General features: G+C 69.4%; 14 protein-coding genes and 3 pseudogenes. 10 read left to right on the forward strand and 7 right to left on the reverse strand.

All coding sequences use genetic code 11. The annotated features are described in order from the left end of the window. The 4 genes from P8A20_RS35845 to P8A20_RS35860 form a co-directional block, all read right to left on the reverse strand. On the reverse strand, positions 1-792 hold the full coding sequence (locus P8A20_RS35845; protein ID WP_147961338.1) for an ABC transporter permease: 792 nt from the start codon (positions 790-792) through the stop codon (positions 1-3). Continuing rightward, a complete protein-coding gene (locus P8A20_RS35850; RefSeq protein ID WP_306104997.1) occupies positions 789-1,790 on the reverse strand; it encodes an ATP-binding cassette domain-containing protein in 1,002 nt (333 codons plus the stop codon). Before P8A20_RS35850 ends, P8A20_RS35845 begins: the two co-directional genes overlap by 4 nt. 56 nt (positions 1,791-1,846) lie before the next feature. After that, the gene (locus tag P8A20_RS35855) at positions 1,847-2,695 is read right to left on the reverse strand and encodes a DUF4097 family beta strand repeat-containing protein (RefSeq protein ID WP_306104998.1); all 849 of its coding nucleotides are present in this window, start codon (positions 2,693-2,695) and stop codon (positions 1,847-1,849) included. An 84-nt stretch (positions 2,696-2,779) separates the two neighbouring features. Then, positions 2,780-3,298 carry a toxin-antitoxin system HicB family antitoxin gene (locus P8A20_RS35860; RefSeq protein ID WP_147961826.1) on the reverse strand — a complete coding sequence of 173 codons (519 nt, stop codon included), beginning with the start codon at positions 3,296-3,298 and terminating at the stop codon, positions 2,780-2,782. A 307-nt stretch (positions 3,299-3,605) separates the two neighbouring features. On the opposite strand from P8A20_RS35860, the gene P8A20_RS35865 reads away from it, so the two are divergent. Next, a complete protein-coding gene (locus P8A20_RS35865) occupies positions 3,606-3,929 on the forward strand; it encodes a hypothetical protein (RefSeq protein ID WP_147961825.1) in 324 nt (107 codons plus the stop codon). A 160-nt stretch (positions 3,930-4,089) separates the two neighbouring features. Beyond that, entirely contained in the window at positions 4,090-4,536 is a 447-nt protein-coding gene (locus P8A20_RS35870; protein WP_147961824.1) for a PPOX class F420-dependent oxidoreductase, read from the forward strand. Positions 4,537-4,597: 61 nt separating this feature from the next. Here the strand turns inward: P8A20_RS35870 and P8A20_RS35875 are convergent, their stop codons facing one another. Then, the gene (locus P8A20_RS35875; protein WP_306104999.1) at positions 4,598-5,428 is read right to left on the reverse strand and encodes an EamA family transporter; all 831 of its coding nucleotides are present in this window, start codon (positions 5,426-5,428) and stop codon (positions 4,598-4,600) included. Between the two features lie 170 nt (positions 5,429-5,598). Here P8A20_RS35875 and P8A20_RS35880 point away from each other — a divergent pair, with 170 nt between their 5' ends. The 3 genes from P8A20_RS35880 to P8A20_RS35890 all read left to right on the forward strand — a co-directional run bounded on the left by P8A20_RS35880 (position 5,599) and on the right by P8A20_RS35890 (position 8,782). After that, complete coding sequence (locus tag P8A20_RS35880) at positions 5,599-6,495, forward strand: LysR family transcriptional regulator (RefSeq protein WP_147961822.1); 897 nt, start codon at positions 5,599-5,601, stop codon at positions 6,493-6,495. Positions 6,496-6,537: 42 nt separating this feature from the next. Beyond that, entirely contained in the window at positions 6,538-7,086 is a 549-nt protein-coding gene (locus P8A20_RS35885; RefSeq protein WP_147961821.1) for a hypothetical protein, read from the forward strand. A 208-nt stretch (positions 7,087-7,294) separates the two neighbouring features. After that, complete coding sequence (locus P8A20_RS35890; RefSeq protein ID WP_306105000.1) at positions 7,295-8,782, forward strand: family 43 glycosylhydrolase; 1,488 nt, start codon at positions 7,295-7,297, stop codon at positions 8,780-8,782. 154 nt (positions 8,783-8,936) lie between these two features. Here the strand turns inward: P8A20_RS35890 and P8A20_RS35895 are convergent. Further along, a pseudogene (locus P8A20_RS35895) lies at positions 8,937-9,593 on the reverse strand (alpha/beta fold hydrolase); the annotation flags it as partial. 162 nt (positions 9,594-9,755) lie between these two features. Here P8A20_RS35895 and P8A20_RS35900 point away from each other — a divergent pair. The 3 genes and pseudogenes from P8A20_RS35900 to P8A20_RS35910 all read left to right on the forward strand — a co-directional run bounded on the left by P8A20_RS35900 (position 9,756) and on the right by P8A20_RS35910 (position 11,876). Continuing rightward, positions 9,756-10,526, forward strand: a complete 771-nt coding sequence (locus tag P8A20_RS35900) for a GNAT family N-acetyltransferase (protein WP_327380501.1) — start codon at positions 9,756-9,758, stop codon at positions 10,524-10,526. Between the two features lie 173 nt (positions 10,527-10,699). Beyond that, positions 10,700-11,188, forward strand: a complete 489-nt coding sequence (locus tag P8A20_RS35905; RefSeq protein WP_147961841.1) for a TetR/AcrR family transcriptional regulator — start codon at positions 10,700-10,702, stop codon at positions 11,186-11,188. Between the two features lie 93 nt (positions 11,189-11,281). Next, positions 11,282-11,876, forward strand: a pseudogene (locus P8A20_RS35910) (CGNR zinc finger domain-containing protein). A 42-nt stretch (positions 11,877-11,918) separates the two neighbouring features. On the opposite strand, the pseudogene P8A20_RS35915 reads toward P8A20_RS35910, so the two are convergent. Continuing rightward, positions 11,919-12,274: pseudogene (locus P8A20_RS35915) on the reverse strand (hypothetical protein); the annotation flags it as partial. A 245-nt stretch (positions 12,275-12,519) separates the two neighbouring features. Between P8A20_RS35915 and P8A20_RS35920 the strand changes: the two are divergent. Together P8A20_RS35920 and P8A20_RS35925 are read left to right on the forward strand one after the other, a co-directional pair. Then, a complete protein-coding gene (locus P8A20_RS35920; protein WP_147961818.1) occupies positions 12,520-13,962 on the forward strand; it encodes an aldehyde dehydrogenase in 1,443 nt (480 codons plus the stop codon). A 164-nt stretch (positions 13,963-14,126) separates the two neighbouring features. After that, entirely contained in the window at positions 14,127-15,365 is a 1,239-nt protein-coding gene (locus P8A20_RS35925; protein ID WP_147961817.1) for a PP2C family protein-serine/threonine phosphatase, read from the forward strand. Positions 15,366-15,411 lie beyond the last annotated feature (46 nt).

Genomic DNA, 15,411 nt, shown 5'->3' on the forward strand with positions numbered 1-15,411 from the left:
CTACTCGGGGTCGCGGCCGAAGAGCGACGTGGACCAGAGGAGGCCTAGCACGGCCAGCCCCAGGCACCAGGCGAGAGCGAGCCATCCGTTGTGGCCGATCTCGCTGCCCAGCAGCAGGCCGCGGAGGGTCTCGATGGCGGGGGTGAAGGGCTGGTACTCGGCGATCGGCCGGAACCAGCCGGGCATCGCGTCGATCGGGACGAAGGTGCTGGAGACGAGGGGCAGGAAGATCAGCGGGAGGGCGTTGTTGCTTGCCGCCTCGGCGTTGGGGCTGGACAGTCCCATGCCGACCGCGATCCAGGTGAGTGCCAGGGCGAACAGCGTGAGCAGCCCGAACGCCGCGACCCACTCCAGAGCGGTGGCGTCGGTGGCCCGGAACCCGATGGCCACCGAGACCACGCCCACGAGTACCACGCTCATCACGCACTGCAGCACGCTGCCCAGAACGTGCCCGACGAGCACCGACTCCCTGCGGATGGCCATGGTGCGGAAGCGGGCGATGATGCCCTCGTTCATGTCGGTCGAGACGGAGACCGCGGTGCCCACCACGGTGGAGCCGACGGTCATCAGCAGGATGCCGGGGACGAGATACGCGATGTACTCGGACCGGTCCGCTCCGCCGCTCCCGATTCCCGCACTCATCACGTCGCCGAAGACGTAGACGAAGAGCAGCAGGAGCATGACCGGTGTGAGCAGCAGGTTCAGTGTCAGGGAGGGGTAGCGGCGGGCGTGCAGGAGGTTGCGGCGCAGCATCGTGTCGGCGTCGCGCACGGCGAGGGTCAAGGTACTCATCGAGCTTCCCTCTCGGTCTGGGCGGGGACGGTGGTGGGGCCGGTGAGGGCGAAGAAGACGTCGTCGAGGTCGGGGGTGTGGACGGTGAGTTCGTCGGCCTCGATGCCGGCGGTGTCGAGGCGGTCGAGGATGGTGCGCAGGGCGCGTTGGCTGCCGTCGCTGGGGAGTTGGAGGGTGAGGGCCTCGTCGTCGGGGGCGGCGTCGGTCAGGGTGGTGGCTGCGTGCCGGTAGGTGGTGGGGTCGGTGAAGCGGAGGCGGATGTGGCCGCCGGGGATGAGGCGTTTGAGTTCGTCGGCGGTGCCTTCGGCGGCGATGCGGCCGTTGTCGAGGACGGCGATGCGGTCGGCGAGTTGGTCTGCTTCTTCGAGGTACTGGGTGGTGAGGAAGACGGTGACGCCGGTGCTGACGAGTTCGCGGATGATGCCCCACATGTTGTGGCGGCTGCGGGGGTCGAGGCCGGTGGTGGGTTCGTCGAGGAAGATGATGCGGGGGGCGCCGACCAGGGTCATGGCGATGTCGAGTCGGCGTTTCATGCCGCCTGAGTAGGCGGAGGCGGGTTTCTTCGCGGCGTCGGTGAGGTCGAAGCGTTCCAGGAGTTCGGTGGCGACCTGTCGTCCCTGGGCCTTGGGCAGGTGGTGCAGGTCGGCCATGAGGAGCATGTTCTCCTCGCCGGTGATCAGCCCGTCCACGGCGGAGAACTGCCCGGTGACACCGATCGCCGCCCGCACCCCGTCCGGTGAGGTGGCGATGTCGTGACCGGCGACCTGTGCCTGTCCGCCATCGGCCGAGACGAGCGTGGACAGGATCTTGACGGCGGTGGTCTTGCCGGCGCCGTTCGGGCCGAGCAGTGCGAACACGGACCCGGCGGGGATGCGCAGATCGATGCCGTCCAGGACGGTCTTGTCGCCGTAGGACTTGCGCAGTCCGACGGCGGAGACGGCTGCCGGCGACCGGAGAACGCCGGTCAGATTAGGCGTGGGCATGACAGATGGAGGCATGGTGTCCTTCCGCGAAGGCTGAAGTTGAGGGGAGTGGGTGAGCCGGCCGGCCGTGCTCAGTCCTTGGAGCGGCGGATGTCGATGTTGCCCCAGCGGGTGCGGGCCCGGATCCTGACGGTGTCCTCGGTCTCTCCGGGAGTCTTCGACGAGGTCAGCGCGTTGCGTACCTGGCCGCGGCCGGAGCTGGCGTCGAGCCACGCGGCGGTGCCCTCCCGGACACCGATGTCGATGGTGCCGTGGTTGGTCTCCAGCTGGACCGTGCCGCGGCACACGCTGTCCACGCGCAGGGTGCCGTGGGCGGTGGTCGCCGTGACCGAGTCCTCGGCCCGGCGGATCTGGATGTCACCGTTGGCGCCGCTCACCCGCAGTTCGCCGGTGGCGGTATCGACGATCGTGCTGCCGTGCGAGTTCTTGAGGACGGCGGGGCCGTCGAGGAGGCCGGCGCGCATGCTGCCGGAACTGGTGGTGATCTCGGCCCTGCCCTCCACGCGGTCCACGGTGATCGACCCGTGCGACGCGGTCAGATGCAGTGGGCCTGTGGTGTCCAGGCGTACGTCGCCGGTCGACGTCTTCACGCGGACATCGCCGAGCCGGCCTTCGCCGAGAACTTGCGCCCATGCTCCGGTCACGTCGATGTGCGAGCCCGTGGGCAGATCGACCGTCACGTCGACGACGCCGGTACGTCCGAGGCCGAACAGGCTCGACTTCGGTGTCCTGACAGTCAGCGCACCGTTCGCGAAAGTGACCTCGGTCTGCTCTGCCGTCCGCGCGTCCACGTCCTTGTTCGGATCGCGGGGCCGCACCTCGACGACCGTCTCGCCACGGTCGCTCGCGGCGAACTGAAGGGAGCCCGCCTCCACGTGGGCCGTTGCCGAGATCGGTTCGGGAGTGTCGAAAGAAGGCATGGCTGTCCCGTCCTCTTGGGTTCTCAGGGCGTCCCCGCTGGTGGGACGTGATGTGGGGTGAAGCAGGTGCGGGGCTGGGTGAGGTCAGCGCACCCAGCCCGTGAAGCTCTGCCCGACGTTCCGGGACTTCTCCGCCGTGCGTGGCCGTGCCCCGCCGTCGACCGCGTACGACACGGCGCGCACCAGCCACGCGTTGACCGACAGCCCCTCGCGGGCTGCCGCCTCCTCGGCGCGGGCCTTGAGGTGGGCCGGCAGGCGCAGGTTGACGCGGGCGGTGCCTCCCTCGTCGTTGTCGGCCGGGGCGGTGGCCGCCGGAGGATCGGCGAGCGTGGGCGGCTCCGTGGGGGCGCCGCCGTCGGTGGGCGGGAGGGTCACCACGAAGTCAGGGTCCAGGCCCCGCAGCCGTACGTCGACCGAGCCGGGAGCGAGTTCGCGGGTGATCTCGTCCGTCGCGGCGGAAAGCACGTTGAGCATGGTCAGCCGGGTTGCCGACTCCAGGGGGGCGGTGAGCCTCTCCGCCAGCTCGCGTGCTTCGTCGCCACCGGCTTCGGCGGCCACCGCGAGTTCGCGGCGGAGGGTGTTGACATACGGCGTGAGGTCCATGGTGCCATAGTGGCACCACAATGGTGCCACTCGCAAGCGGTGTGGATACTTCTTCAGTTCGTGCGCGCAACTTAGGGCTCTGACGTGTGCGGATGCGAGAACTTCTTTTTGGGATTCGCGGGTGTCGCCCGCGTTCAAGTGAAAGGCAAGATGCGCAGTGGTGCCACGTGGCGCCATTGCGTGCCACTCGTGGTGTCGTGTGGTGTCAGGCAACTGATGCGGGTGAATCGGCCGGAGTGATATAGGCCGGCCCGAAGCCGCTCGGCGGGAACCTTTGCCCGCATCGCGATGAGGCACCATGAGCCGCATGGATTCACCTGCGCAGCCGGAGCGGACTCCCGATGGGCGGTACATCGTGGTGAAGGGCCGGAAATGGCGGGCGACGGACCCGGAGATTCCCGACGAGGTCTCAGCCCGCCTGCGCCGCCATCTCATGGCAGCGCGACGTGCGGTGGCCGCCGCGCTGCGGGAGAACGACGCCGCAGCCGAGAAGCGGGCCCGGAGCCGGGTGCACGCGGCGAAGGTGGCGCTCGGCGAGCGCGGCACTCCGTGGTGGGAAGAGTCCCTCACGGAGCGGCGCCGGCGGTGGGAAGCCGGCGTCACCGAACTCGACGCCGATCAGCCGGAGTAGGGGATTCTGCCGGGCCTCGGCTCGCGCGGAGTCGGCGGTCGAGGACCTCGCAGCCCTCGCACAGGCCCTTGGGCTCACTCCGGCCGGGGGCGCCGAGCGTCGGGAGCCCGGCGCGTCCCGCCCGCCCCGTCCCGCCCGGCACGGCCGGTAGCCTCCGAAGATGACTGCGATCTTCGACGAAGCCGTCCGCGCGCGACTGCAAGCCCCCCATATCTGGTACGTCGGCACTGTGTTCGCCGACGGTGCACCGCAGGTCAGTCCGATGTGGGTCGATCTCGAAGGTGAGGACGAGTTGTCGTTCAACACATCGGTCGGCCGTGTGAAGGAGGAGAACCTGCGCCGCGACCCCCGTGTGTACCTCTCACACGCAGACGCCGCCGATCCCTTCGACCGTGTGCAGATCAGTGGCGGGGTGGTCCGCTTCATCGAGGGCGACGAGGCGCACGACCGGATGGATCGGCTGGCCCGGAAATACCTCGGCGGTGAGCGGTTCGAGTGGACCATGCCGGGGGAGCAGCGGGTGGCGGTGATCGTACGTCCGACCAAGGTGCGGCACGTCGTCGGTGTGGAGCGGTTCAGGCCCGGCGGACCGGTCCCCGCTTCCTGACCGTCGCTCCGGTCTGACTGTCACAGGGCCGGGCCCGCGTTCGGAGCCGCCACGCGCGGTGTCATCCGCTTCCTTTCTTCGCGGTGGCGGGGGCGGACGCCGTCGTAAGGGAGACGGTGTTCGCGCCGACGATCACCAGGACGGCCGCCCAGGCGGCCGGGGCGAGATGCTGGTCGAGCACGACCAGGCCCACGACAGCGGCGAAAACAGGGTTGACGCTCATGAACACCCCGAAGAGGTCCGCCGGGACGCGCCGCAGTGCGAGCAGATCGGCAAGGAAGGGGACGGCTGACGACAGCAGTCCGGCAGCCAGAGCGCAGCCGAGAGCGACAGGGGTGGGGGGATTCTGCCAGAGCGCGAGTGCCCCCACGGGGACGTAGAGCACGCCGGAGACCGCCGCAGCCGCCGCCGAGCCCTGCAGACCGGGCAGATGTCTCCCCACGGTGCGATTGAGCAGGATGTAGCAGCCCCAGCACACCGCGGCGAGCAGGGCCAGGCCGATGCCGAGGTAGTCCGTCGAAGGGGAGGGACGGGCGAGCACGACGACCGCGGCGGCCGCGGCGAGGGCGCACAGGGCGTCCGTCCTCCGGCGTGATCCTGCGAGGGCCACCGCCAGCGGGCCGAGAAACTCAAGAGTGACTGCAAGCCCGAGCCCGATGCGGTCGATGGCCGTGTAGAGGGACAGGTTCATCGTCGCGAACACCAGCGCCAGTCCCAGCACCGGTCGCCATTGCGCTGCGGTGAACGACCGCAGGCGCGGCCTGCCTGCCGCCCAGAGAACCCCTGCCGCCACCCACTGGCGGACCGCGACGACCCCCGCCGGGCCGATCACCGGGAAAGCCAGTGCCGCCACCGAAGCCCCGACCTGGTTGGACAGTCCGCTGCCCAACATCAACGCCACTCCTCCGAGGCGCTCTGTCCCCCGGGCGGACAAGGTCTCGTCAACAGCGCCGGGAGCCTGAGCAGCGGCACTCCCAGAGGTTCTCAGCTCCATGTGCTCACGGTGCGGGTTCCGCCATCATGCGCAAAATGCATCAATGCCGCTGTCTATACGCTGGACGTATGGATACGCATCGAGGAGCAGCTGCGGGGCTGGAGCTCAGGCACCTGCGCTGTCTGACAGCCGTCATCGACGCCGGCAGCTTCACCGACGCCGCGATCGAGCTGGGCGTCTCCCAGGCCGCCGTCTCCCGCAACCTGCTCGCCCTGGAGAAGATCCTCGGTGTCCGCCTGCTGCACCGCACCAGCCGGGCGGTCGCGCCCACGCCCGCAGGCGTGCGGGTTCTCGCCCGCGCCAGGCTCCTGCTCTCCGGCGCGGACGAACTCGTCACCGAAGCGGCAGCCGGACACGCCCGGCTGCACATCGGTCACGCCTGGTCCGCCTTCGGCCGCCACACCACGGAGTTCCAGCGTCGCTGGCACCGCAGCCACCCCGGGACGGAGCTTCGGCTCATCCGGCACAACGCCCCCACCGGCGGGCTCGCCGAAGGGCTGTGCGACATCGCCGTCATCCGTGCCCCACTCGATGTGAAGTCCTGGTCGCACGCGCTCGTCGGCCACGAGCGGCGCGTCCTCGCCCTGGCGTCCGACGACCCCTGGGCCCGACGCCGCAGCGTCCGTATCGATGAGATCGCCACCCGCACCCTGGCCATCGACCGTCGCACCGGCACCACCACGATGAATCTGTGGCCCGGCACCGCGCAGCCCGTCGTGGAGTACACCCACGACATCGACGACTGGCTCGCCGCCATCGCCACCGGCCGCTGCGTCGGCGTCACCCCCCAGGCCACCGCCGCCCAGTACCGCCGTGACGGCATCACCTACCGTCCCGTGCGCGATGCGGCTCCCGTGCCGGTCCACCTCATGTGGCGCCACCAGGACGCCCACCCCGCCACCCATGCCGCCGTTGCTCTGGCCATCGAGTTGTACCGGGACGAGGTACGGGCCCCGGCGGGCTGAGCAGTCGGACAGTATGGGAGGGACGCAATCGTGGAGGGGCACATGGGGTTTCAGGAACACGTGGAGCGGATCGTGGGCGAGGTCGTCGGAGAGTTCCCGGCGCACGACGGGATCTACGCCGTGACCTTCCGGATCGACAGCGTCGAGCAGGATCCCAGGTTCCCGTACGTGGCGGTCGGATACACCACGGAGGCCGACGCGGCAGAGCAAGCGGCCCTCGCGTCGGACTCCTGGGAGGCGCGCTGGAGTTACGCGTCGTTCCCGGAGACAGGGCTCGAAGGAGTGCGGGACGTCGGACGTGACCCGGCCGCTGCGGATGCGCACCGGCGGGAGGCGGAATCCCGAGGGCTCTGGTACGAGGACGACGACGAGCCCGACGACCGCGACGAACTACTGGTGGAGTGGTTCTACGAGGTGTGCGTCGGGGCCGCTCGACAGCTTCACGAGAGCGGGCTGATCCTGGCGGTGCTGGGACGGCCCGTCCCGGTGATCCTGTACGACATGTTCGACCCTGACGCGATGTTCGGGCTGACGTCCGACGCCAATCCGGCAGAGCTGATCGCGGAGTTCATGTCCGAGGACCCTCGCTGAACGGCGAGAGTGCCGTCCGTCCCGCGCCCGACGCGCCACGCGCGACGTGCGCGGTGTCCGACTTCTCTCCGTGCGGAGAGCATCCCCGACAACCACTCGCCGTTGACACCGCCGGAAGCCTTCCCTACCGTGATTCCTCGCGGTTACATCGTTGTAATGAGTAGCGCCCCCAGCTGGAACGAGCTTCTCCTGCCCTAAGGAGCCATCCATGCGCGCCCCCCACGCGTCGTCAAGCTGCCCGGCCATCCGCCGTTGCGCCGCCGTGCTGGTTGCCTTCCTCGCCCTGCTGACCGGACTGCTGGCCGGTGCTCCCGCCGCGTTGGCCGGTGACGGGGGAACAGGTTCCGCAGTGCGGGCCGCGGCTGCCGGTACGTTCCGCAATCCGCTGAACACCGGCCCCGACCCGTTCATGACGCACTGGAACGGGATGTACTACCTGACCGCAACCCAGGGCGACAGCATCCGGATGTGGCGCTCGCCCTCGCTGAGCACCCTGCTCGCCGCGGACCCGGTCACCGTCTGGACCGATTCCGACCTCTCCCGCAACCGCAACATCTGGGCGCCCGAGTTCTACCGGTTCGGCGACCGCTGGTACATCTACTACACGGCCGACGACGGCGTGGACGACCACCACCGTCTGTACGTGCTGGAGTCCGACCGGGACGATCCGGCCGGCCCCTACCACTTCAAGGCCAAGCTGGCGCCGCCCAACCACGCGAACGACTTCGCCATCGACGCCGGGATCCTGCAGCACAACGGCCGCCTCTACCTGGCCTACAGCGGGATCAACCAGTACCAGCACAACGGCCTCAACATCGCCCCGATGTCCGACCCGTACACGGTGTCCGGCAACGCGGTCGCCATCGACGGCGCCGGAGGCTGCCCGGAGGTCCGTGAGGGGCCGGAGTTCCTGTACCGGAACGGCCGGACCTGGATGACGTACTCCGCCTGCGACACGGGTAAACCGGACTACCAGATCCAGATGATGTCCCTGCCGTCGGGATCCGACCCCCTCGTGCCCGGCAACTGGACCCAGCACCCGGGGCCGGTGTTCTCCCGAGCCGATGACCGGGGTGTGTACGGGCCTGGTCACCATGCCTTCTTCCGCTCGCCCGACGGCACCGAGGACTGGATCGTCTACCACGCGAAGACGACGTCCGACTACACCTATGCCAACCGCACCACCCGAGCGCAGAAGTTCACGTGGAAGGCTGACGGCAGCCCCGACTTCGGCCGCCCCGTCGCCCTGGGCGCGACTCAGAACCTGCCCTCCGGAGACCCCGGGTCCGGCAACTACTGGATCAATGACGACGGGCGGTCGAGCGGCGACGGAACCGTCGTCTACACGGGCACCTGGAACTCCGGGACCGGATGTGCGGCCCAGTGCTTCTGGAGCGACGACCACTGGACCGACAGAGCGGGTAACACCGCGACGTACACGTTCACCGGCACCCGCATCGCCCTGCTGTCGGTCCGCGACACCGGCAACGGCATCGCGGCCCTGAGCATCGACGGTGGTCCCGAACAACGCCTCGACTACTACGGATCCCCCCGTACGGGCGAGACGTTGCAGTACCTCAGCCCCAGGCTGCCGAACGGCCGGCACACTCTGAGGATCCGGGTCACCGGTGAGCACAACGACCGGTCGGGCGCCTCCTTCATCAGCATCGACCGTGCCGAGATCTACACGAACTGACCGTCGCTCCCATCGCCGAGGGGGCGTCCGGCACCGGCGGTGGCCCGCTCGAACCGACCCGTCCGCATACGGACCGCCGCACGCCGGCGGATCATGGGCGGATCGGTCGGCCGCCGGGGCCGAGGACGGTAGGGCCGCCAGGGGCCCCGGTCCTTCAGAAACCGGCGGCGTCGACGACGGCCTGGGCGAAGGCGGTAGGTGCCTCCTGGGGGACGTTGTGGCCGATGCCGGTGAGGGGCCGGTGCTCGTAGGGGCCGGTGAACCGGTCCCGGTAGGAGGAGCCGTCCCCTGGAGCGGTGAAGGGGTCGCGCTCCGCGTCGATGGTGATGGTGGGCGTGCCGATGCAGGGCCGGGAGGCGAGTTGCCTCTCGTGACGGTCGTAGCGGCGTTCGCCGTCGGCGAGACCGAGACGCCGGCGGTAGTTGTGGATGACGATGGCGGCGTGGTCGGGGTTGTCGAATGCGGCTGCGGTGCGTTCGAACGTGGCGTCGTCGAAGTCCCAGGTGGGGGAGACGGTGTCCCAGACCGGACGACACAGGCCGTCGCGGCTCTCCGGTGTCTCCATGGCGGTCCGGCCGCGCTCGGTGGAGAAGTAGTACTGGTACCACCAGGTGTGCTCCGCCTGCGGCGGCAGCGGCCTCTTCTGCGCCTCCACATCGGTGATGAGGTACCCGCTCACCGAGACCAGGGCGGTCACGCGGTGAGGCCACAGCGCGGCGATGATGTCGGTGGTGGGCGATCCCGAGTCGAAGCCGGCGAGGACCGCCTTCTCGATCTCGAGAGCGTCCATCAGGGCGATGATGTCGAGCGCCGGACGGCGGGGACCGGGATGGCCGAGATGTCCCGTGAGTGCCGCGGGCGACGCTTAGCATTCCTGCGCCTCAGCGGTCGGTTCCGGAACAGGAGCCACTTCCGCGTGCCTCGAACAACTTCAGGAGTCGCAGTGACGGATCGCGCGGAGCCGATCGAGTCGATGGAACAACTCGCCGCCGTCTGGCGTGCCATGGTGCTCGACCGGGACGCGAACGCGGATGTGCGTGACCTGCCCGGTCTCGCCGTCCGCTGGGCCGACTGCCGGTTCGCCTTCTGGAACTGCGTCACGTTGACCGATGTCGGAGCGGACGCGAAGCTCGCCGGGCAACGCCTGCGAGAGGCGGCGGACATCATGCGTTCGAAGAGACATGCCGGCTTCCTCTGGGTCTTCGAGGACCTCCTGGACGACGGCGCGCGGGCCGGTCTCGCGTCGGCCGCCGAACGGTCCGGCCTCCAGCACGCGTTCGCCGGCACCGGGATGGCCGGGGATCTGCTGCCCATCGCCGAACCGGCCCACCAGGACCTGACGTTCGTCCGAGTGAGTACCGACGAACACCTGCGCGCCTACGCGGACCTCAACTCCCGTGCCTATGGTTTTCCTCCGGAAGACGGTCGCGACGGACTCGTCGACTCCGTCCTGTGGAAGAACGGCGTCTACGCCTACCTGGGTCTGCGTGACGGCGAGCCGGTGACGTGCGCCGCGACCGTGGAGGCGGACGGCCGCCTGTTCGTCGTCCTCGTCGCCACCGACCCGGCGTGGGAGCGCCAGGGTTACGGCGAGGCGGTCACACGCAAGGCGCTGTTCGAAGGGGGGCGGGCGACAGGCCTCCGGCGTGCCACTCTGCACGCCACGGCCGCCGGCGCGCCCGTCTACCCGCGCATCGGATTCAAGCCGAACTCACCCATGAGTTTCTTCGCGCTGCAGGAGTGACGGCGGCGGCCGTCCGGCGGGGGATCCGCCACTGTCGTGTGGTGCCTGATGCACAGTGTCGAGACAGTCACGAGACGCATGGAGTCTCAGGTGCCTCGTGTGCGGGCTAAGCTCGCATTGTGAGAGCTGATGCGGCACGTAACGTGGAAGCCGTCCTGACCACGGGGGCGCGCATGCTGGCCGCTGATCCGAGCGCCAGTATCGCGAGCATCGCCACCGAGGCGGGGGTGGACCGGCGTACCGTGTACCGGCGGTTCGCCTCCCGCGAGGAACTCCTCGCGGCTGTCTACGCGGCCCGGCTGGAGGCCATCGAGCGGGCCATCGAGGACGCGCGCCTGCGCGAGGCCCCCGTCGCCGTGGCTCTGCACCGTTACGTCGAGAACATCATCGCCGTGAACCGCACATGGCCCGTCGATCTGGCCCGCATGCTGGCCGACGACGCGGTCCGTGCCCGGCGGGACGCCGCGATCCGCGAAGTGGACACCTTCCTCCGGCGCGCCACGGACGAGGGCGTGCTCCGTCCCGGTGCCCCGGAGGGTTGGGCCGGCGCTCTGCTGCCCCAGCTCATGCATCTCGCGTCACGTCAGATGCCCCACCTGACCGCCGCCCGCGCCGCCGATCTCGTCGTCGACACGTTGTTGCGTGGACTCGGGGCGCCCTGAGGCGGCGACGGGCTCGGCAGCGGCACGGGGCCGTCATCCGGTCCTCCCGGCCGGGTTGACGCCCTCACTGCCTCGGCCGGTGACGCAACCTTGATGCCGATCGCAGTCACCTGTCAGGATGGTGATGCGAATCTCGACCACGTCTTCGTATGCGGGAGCCCCGCTCTGGTTCGCCGCGACCCTGCGGGCCCGGCGTTCGGCGCGCTTCGAGATGTTCGTGACGCCGGAGCGGCTGGGCGCCTGGTATCCGGAATCGGGCACCGTCGATGCGATCACCTCTGGTCGGGACAGTGACGTACGACAGGCGAAGGCTGTGCGGGAGGCTGTCTACGAGCTGGTGACGGCCCGCCGCCTGGAAGAGGAGTTCGAGGACCACGCGCTCGCCGTGGTGAACGACGCGGCCCGCAAGCCCTCCGCGACGCCTCAGCTCACCCGGACCGGCCGCCTTATCGAGGCGACCCCGGAGCAGGCCCTCTCGGCCGTTGCCCGGCTCGCAGTCGAACTGCTCTGCGGGCCGGACGTGCCCTTGCTGAAGGAGTGCGGCAACCCCGAGTGCACTCGGGTGTACATCGACCGCTCTCACGGCATGCGGCGGCAGTGGTGCGGCATGGATTCCTGTGGAAACAAGATCAAGGCTGCCGCCTACCGCGCCCGCAAGAAGAGCGCGCACACTGCGAGCGCTCGCTGAATCAGGCGCCCGAGCGCATGGGGCCCGGACTGCTCGGGGCGTCAGCCGGCGAGCCGCCGGCAGGCTTCTCGGCGACCACCCCGCGTGGATGACGTCGAGGTCCGTGTCGGTGCCGTGACCGGCGATGACGTCGTCGAGGCGCTCCTCGTGTCCGAGCGTGAAGGTGGCGAGGTCGTACAGGGCATCCCCTGACCCGCCTCGGACCCGAGCGTCGTCCCTGGGAGCGCGGAGACCGCGAGCACGGGCGGTCTGCGCCACAGGACCTCCGGGTTCGGGGCAGGTGCGAGGGGCATCTCCTCGACCTCGACGTCGATGCGCGTGCGATCGGCGTTCACCGTGGGAAACACTTCGCCGACGCGCAGGGTCGCACGTTCGGAATGGGCGACGACGTCATCCATGGGCGACCGGTATCCCGGCGATGACCGCCCACGTCGCCGGGTTTCCCACGTGCGGTGTCGGGCCGTGCCCGGTCGGCGCTCAGTAGCCCCCGTCGGGCGTGGACGTGGCGTCGAACAGGACGGGGCATCCGCAGGCTCCCCCAGCTCCGCCCTGTCGCACCTGCTCGCCCAGGGAAGCACCGACCCATGCGGTAAGTGCTACATTGATGTGACAGATAGGTCGCGACAGGCTGGAAGTGGAAGACATGATCACGTACGACCGGCTCTTCATCGCTGGTTCCTGGACCGCTCCGGGCAGCGCCGAGCTGATGGAGGTCAGGTCTCCGCACGATCAGTCCGTGATCGGTCGTGCGGCGCAGGCGCTGCCCGCCGATGTGGACCGCGCGGTGGAGGCGGCGCGTGCCGCGTTCGACGCGGGGGAGTGGCAGGCGACGGCGCCGGCCGAGCGGGTCACCGTGCTGCGTGGGTTCAACGCCCTGCGTGAGGCGAACGCGGAGAGGATCGCCGCACTGATCTCGGCCGAGAACGGTTCCGCCGGCTGGTTCACCCTCGCCGGCCAGGCCGGCCTCACCAGGCAGGCGAATGCCTACTTCGGGGCGGCCGAGGAGTTTCCATGGGAGGAGGAGACGGCACCGTCCGACCCCGGATCGCCGGTGCGCAGCGTCGTCCGACGCGAGGCGGTGGGCGTGGTTGCCGCGGTGATTCCATGGAACTCGCCCTTCTCCGCGGCGACAGCGAAGATCATCCCGGCGCTGCTGGCGGGGAACTCGGTCGTGCTCAAGGTCTCGCCGGAGAATTCCCTGAGCATGGGTCTTCTGGCCGACCTGCTGGAGCAGGCAGGCCTTCCGGCGGGTGTGATCAGCGTTCTCCCGGCGGACCGGGAAACCAGCGAGTACCTGGTGTCGCACCCGGACGTCGACAAGGTCGCGTTCACCGGATCGACGCGTGCGGGACGCCGGATCGCCTCGATCGCGGGTGGACAACTGAAGCGCTTCAGCCTGGAGTTGGGCGGAAAGTCGGCTGCGGTGATCCTGCCGGACGCCGACCTGGCCCAGGCCGTGCAGGGGCTGAAGTTCGGCTCGCTGCTCAACAACGGGGAGTCGTGCATCGCCCAGACCCGGATCCTGGCACCTCGCTCCCGCTACGAGGAGATCGTGGCCTTGCTCAAGGAACTCGTCGAGTCCCTGAGGGTGGGGGACCCCGGAGACCCGGACACCTTCATCGGCCCGATGATCCGGAAGGACCAGCAGCAGCGGGTACGCGACTACATCGCCCTGGGCATCGACGAGGGCGCCCGTCTGGTGACCGGCGGCCCGCAGGTCCCGGAGGGAATGGAGAACGGCAACTACGTCACTCCGACCCTGTTCGCCGACGTCGACAACTCCATGCGGATCGCGCAGGAGGAGATCTTCGGCCCTGTCCTGGTCGTCATCGCCTACGACGACGAGGACGACGCCGTACGTATCGCCAACGACTCCGAGTACGGCCTTTCCGGGGGCGTCTGGTCCTCCGACCAGGCGCACGCTCTGGCCGTGGCACGCAGGATCCGCACCGGAACGGTCACCGTCAACGGCGCTTCCGTCGGATTCGACGGCCCCTTCGGAGGCTTCAAGGCCAGCGGCATCGGCCGGGAGTACGGGGCAGTCGGCCTCTCCCAGTACACCGAGTACAAGACCATCACCCTCTGATCACCTCGCACCAGGCATCAGGGGGCCCTCCAGGGTCTCAGGTGACAGCGAGAGGCACCATGCCGGCCTCGCGGGTGCCTTCCCGAGCCTGAGAGCCCGGCCGGTGGATCGCGCGTAGATTGGGAGGGGCAGGGATCTCGCTCCCATATCGCGGAGAGCGCGTGATGACGGCGGACATCGATTTCGGAGCCTTCTTCGACGCCACACCGAGCCCGTATCTGATACTCGACACGGACTTGACGATCGCGTATGTCAACGCGGCCTATCTGCACACCACCCGGCGGACCAGGGACCAGCTGGTCGGGAAGTTCTTCTTCGACGCCCTGCCGGAGAGACCCGATGGCTCCGACGAGGCAGAACAGAACATGAAGGGATCACTGCACCGGGTCCTGGAGACCGGGGAACCGGACACCCTGGTGCTGCAGAGGTACGACATCCCCGCACCCGACCGGCCGGGCGGGTTCGAGGAGCGATGGTGGTCCTCGATCCACACGCCGATCGCCGGAGCCGACGGCACGGTGAAGTGGATCGTTCAACGAGCCGAGGACGTCACGGATTTCGTCCATTCACGCCGTGCACGCCGGCTCACCGAGGATTTCACCGAGCGGGAGAAGGGCATGGCGGCCGAGCTGTACGCGCGGGCCGGCGAGCTGTACCGGCTGAACCAGGAACTGCGGTCGGCCCACGCCCGTGAACGGCAGGTGGCCGTCACCCTGCAGGAAGCGATGCTCTCCGTCCCCGACCTGGACCGGCACGACGACAACATCGCCGTGCGCTACCGGCCGGCGACCAGATCGCTGAACGTGTGCGGAGACTGGTACGACGTCGTCGACCTGCCACCGGACCGCTACGCCGCCGCGGTCGGCGACGTCGTGGGCCACGGCCTGCACGCTGCCGCCGTCATGGGCATGCTCCGCAGCGCTCTGAGCGCGGTCATCCGCGCCATCCCCAGTCCAGCCCAGGCCCTGGAAGTCCTCGGCCTCTACGCCCGTTCCCTGGACGGCGCGACGGCCGCGACCGCTGTCAAGGTGCTCATCGACACGCGCAGTGAATTGATCATCTACAGCAGTGCCGGGCACCTGCCGCCGGTCCTACGCCACTCCGACGGGTCCTGCGAACTGCTGGACCAGGCGACCGATCCGCCGCTCGGTGCCCGTCCCCACCACGTGCCCCGGCCGCAGGCGGGTCTGTCCTACACCCGTGGGGACACTCTCGTGATGTACACCGACGGCCTCATCGAGCGTCGCGACGAGGACATCGACGTCGGCCTGGCCCGCTTGAGCACAGCCCTCGCCCAGGAGGGCGCTCTCCCCCCTGCCCGGCTGGCCGATGTGCTGCTGGACCGTCTCGGCGTCGCGGGGGGCGCCGCGGACGACATCGCCCTCGTCGTCATCCGCCTGTGAGCCGGAGCGGCCCTCCCGGCTGCCCGGAGCCGGCCCCGCCCTGGCG

Origin of the sequence: Streptomyces sp. Alt3, from assembly GCF_030719215.1 — a bacterium.
In the GTDB taxonomy this organism is placed as follows: Bacteria; Actinomycetota; Actinomycetes; order Streptomycetales; family Streptomycetaceae; genus Streptomyces; species Streptomyces glycanivorans.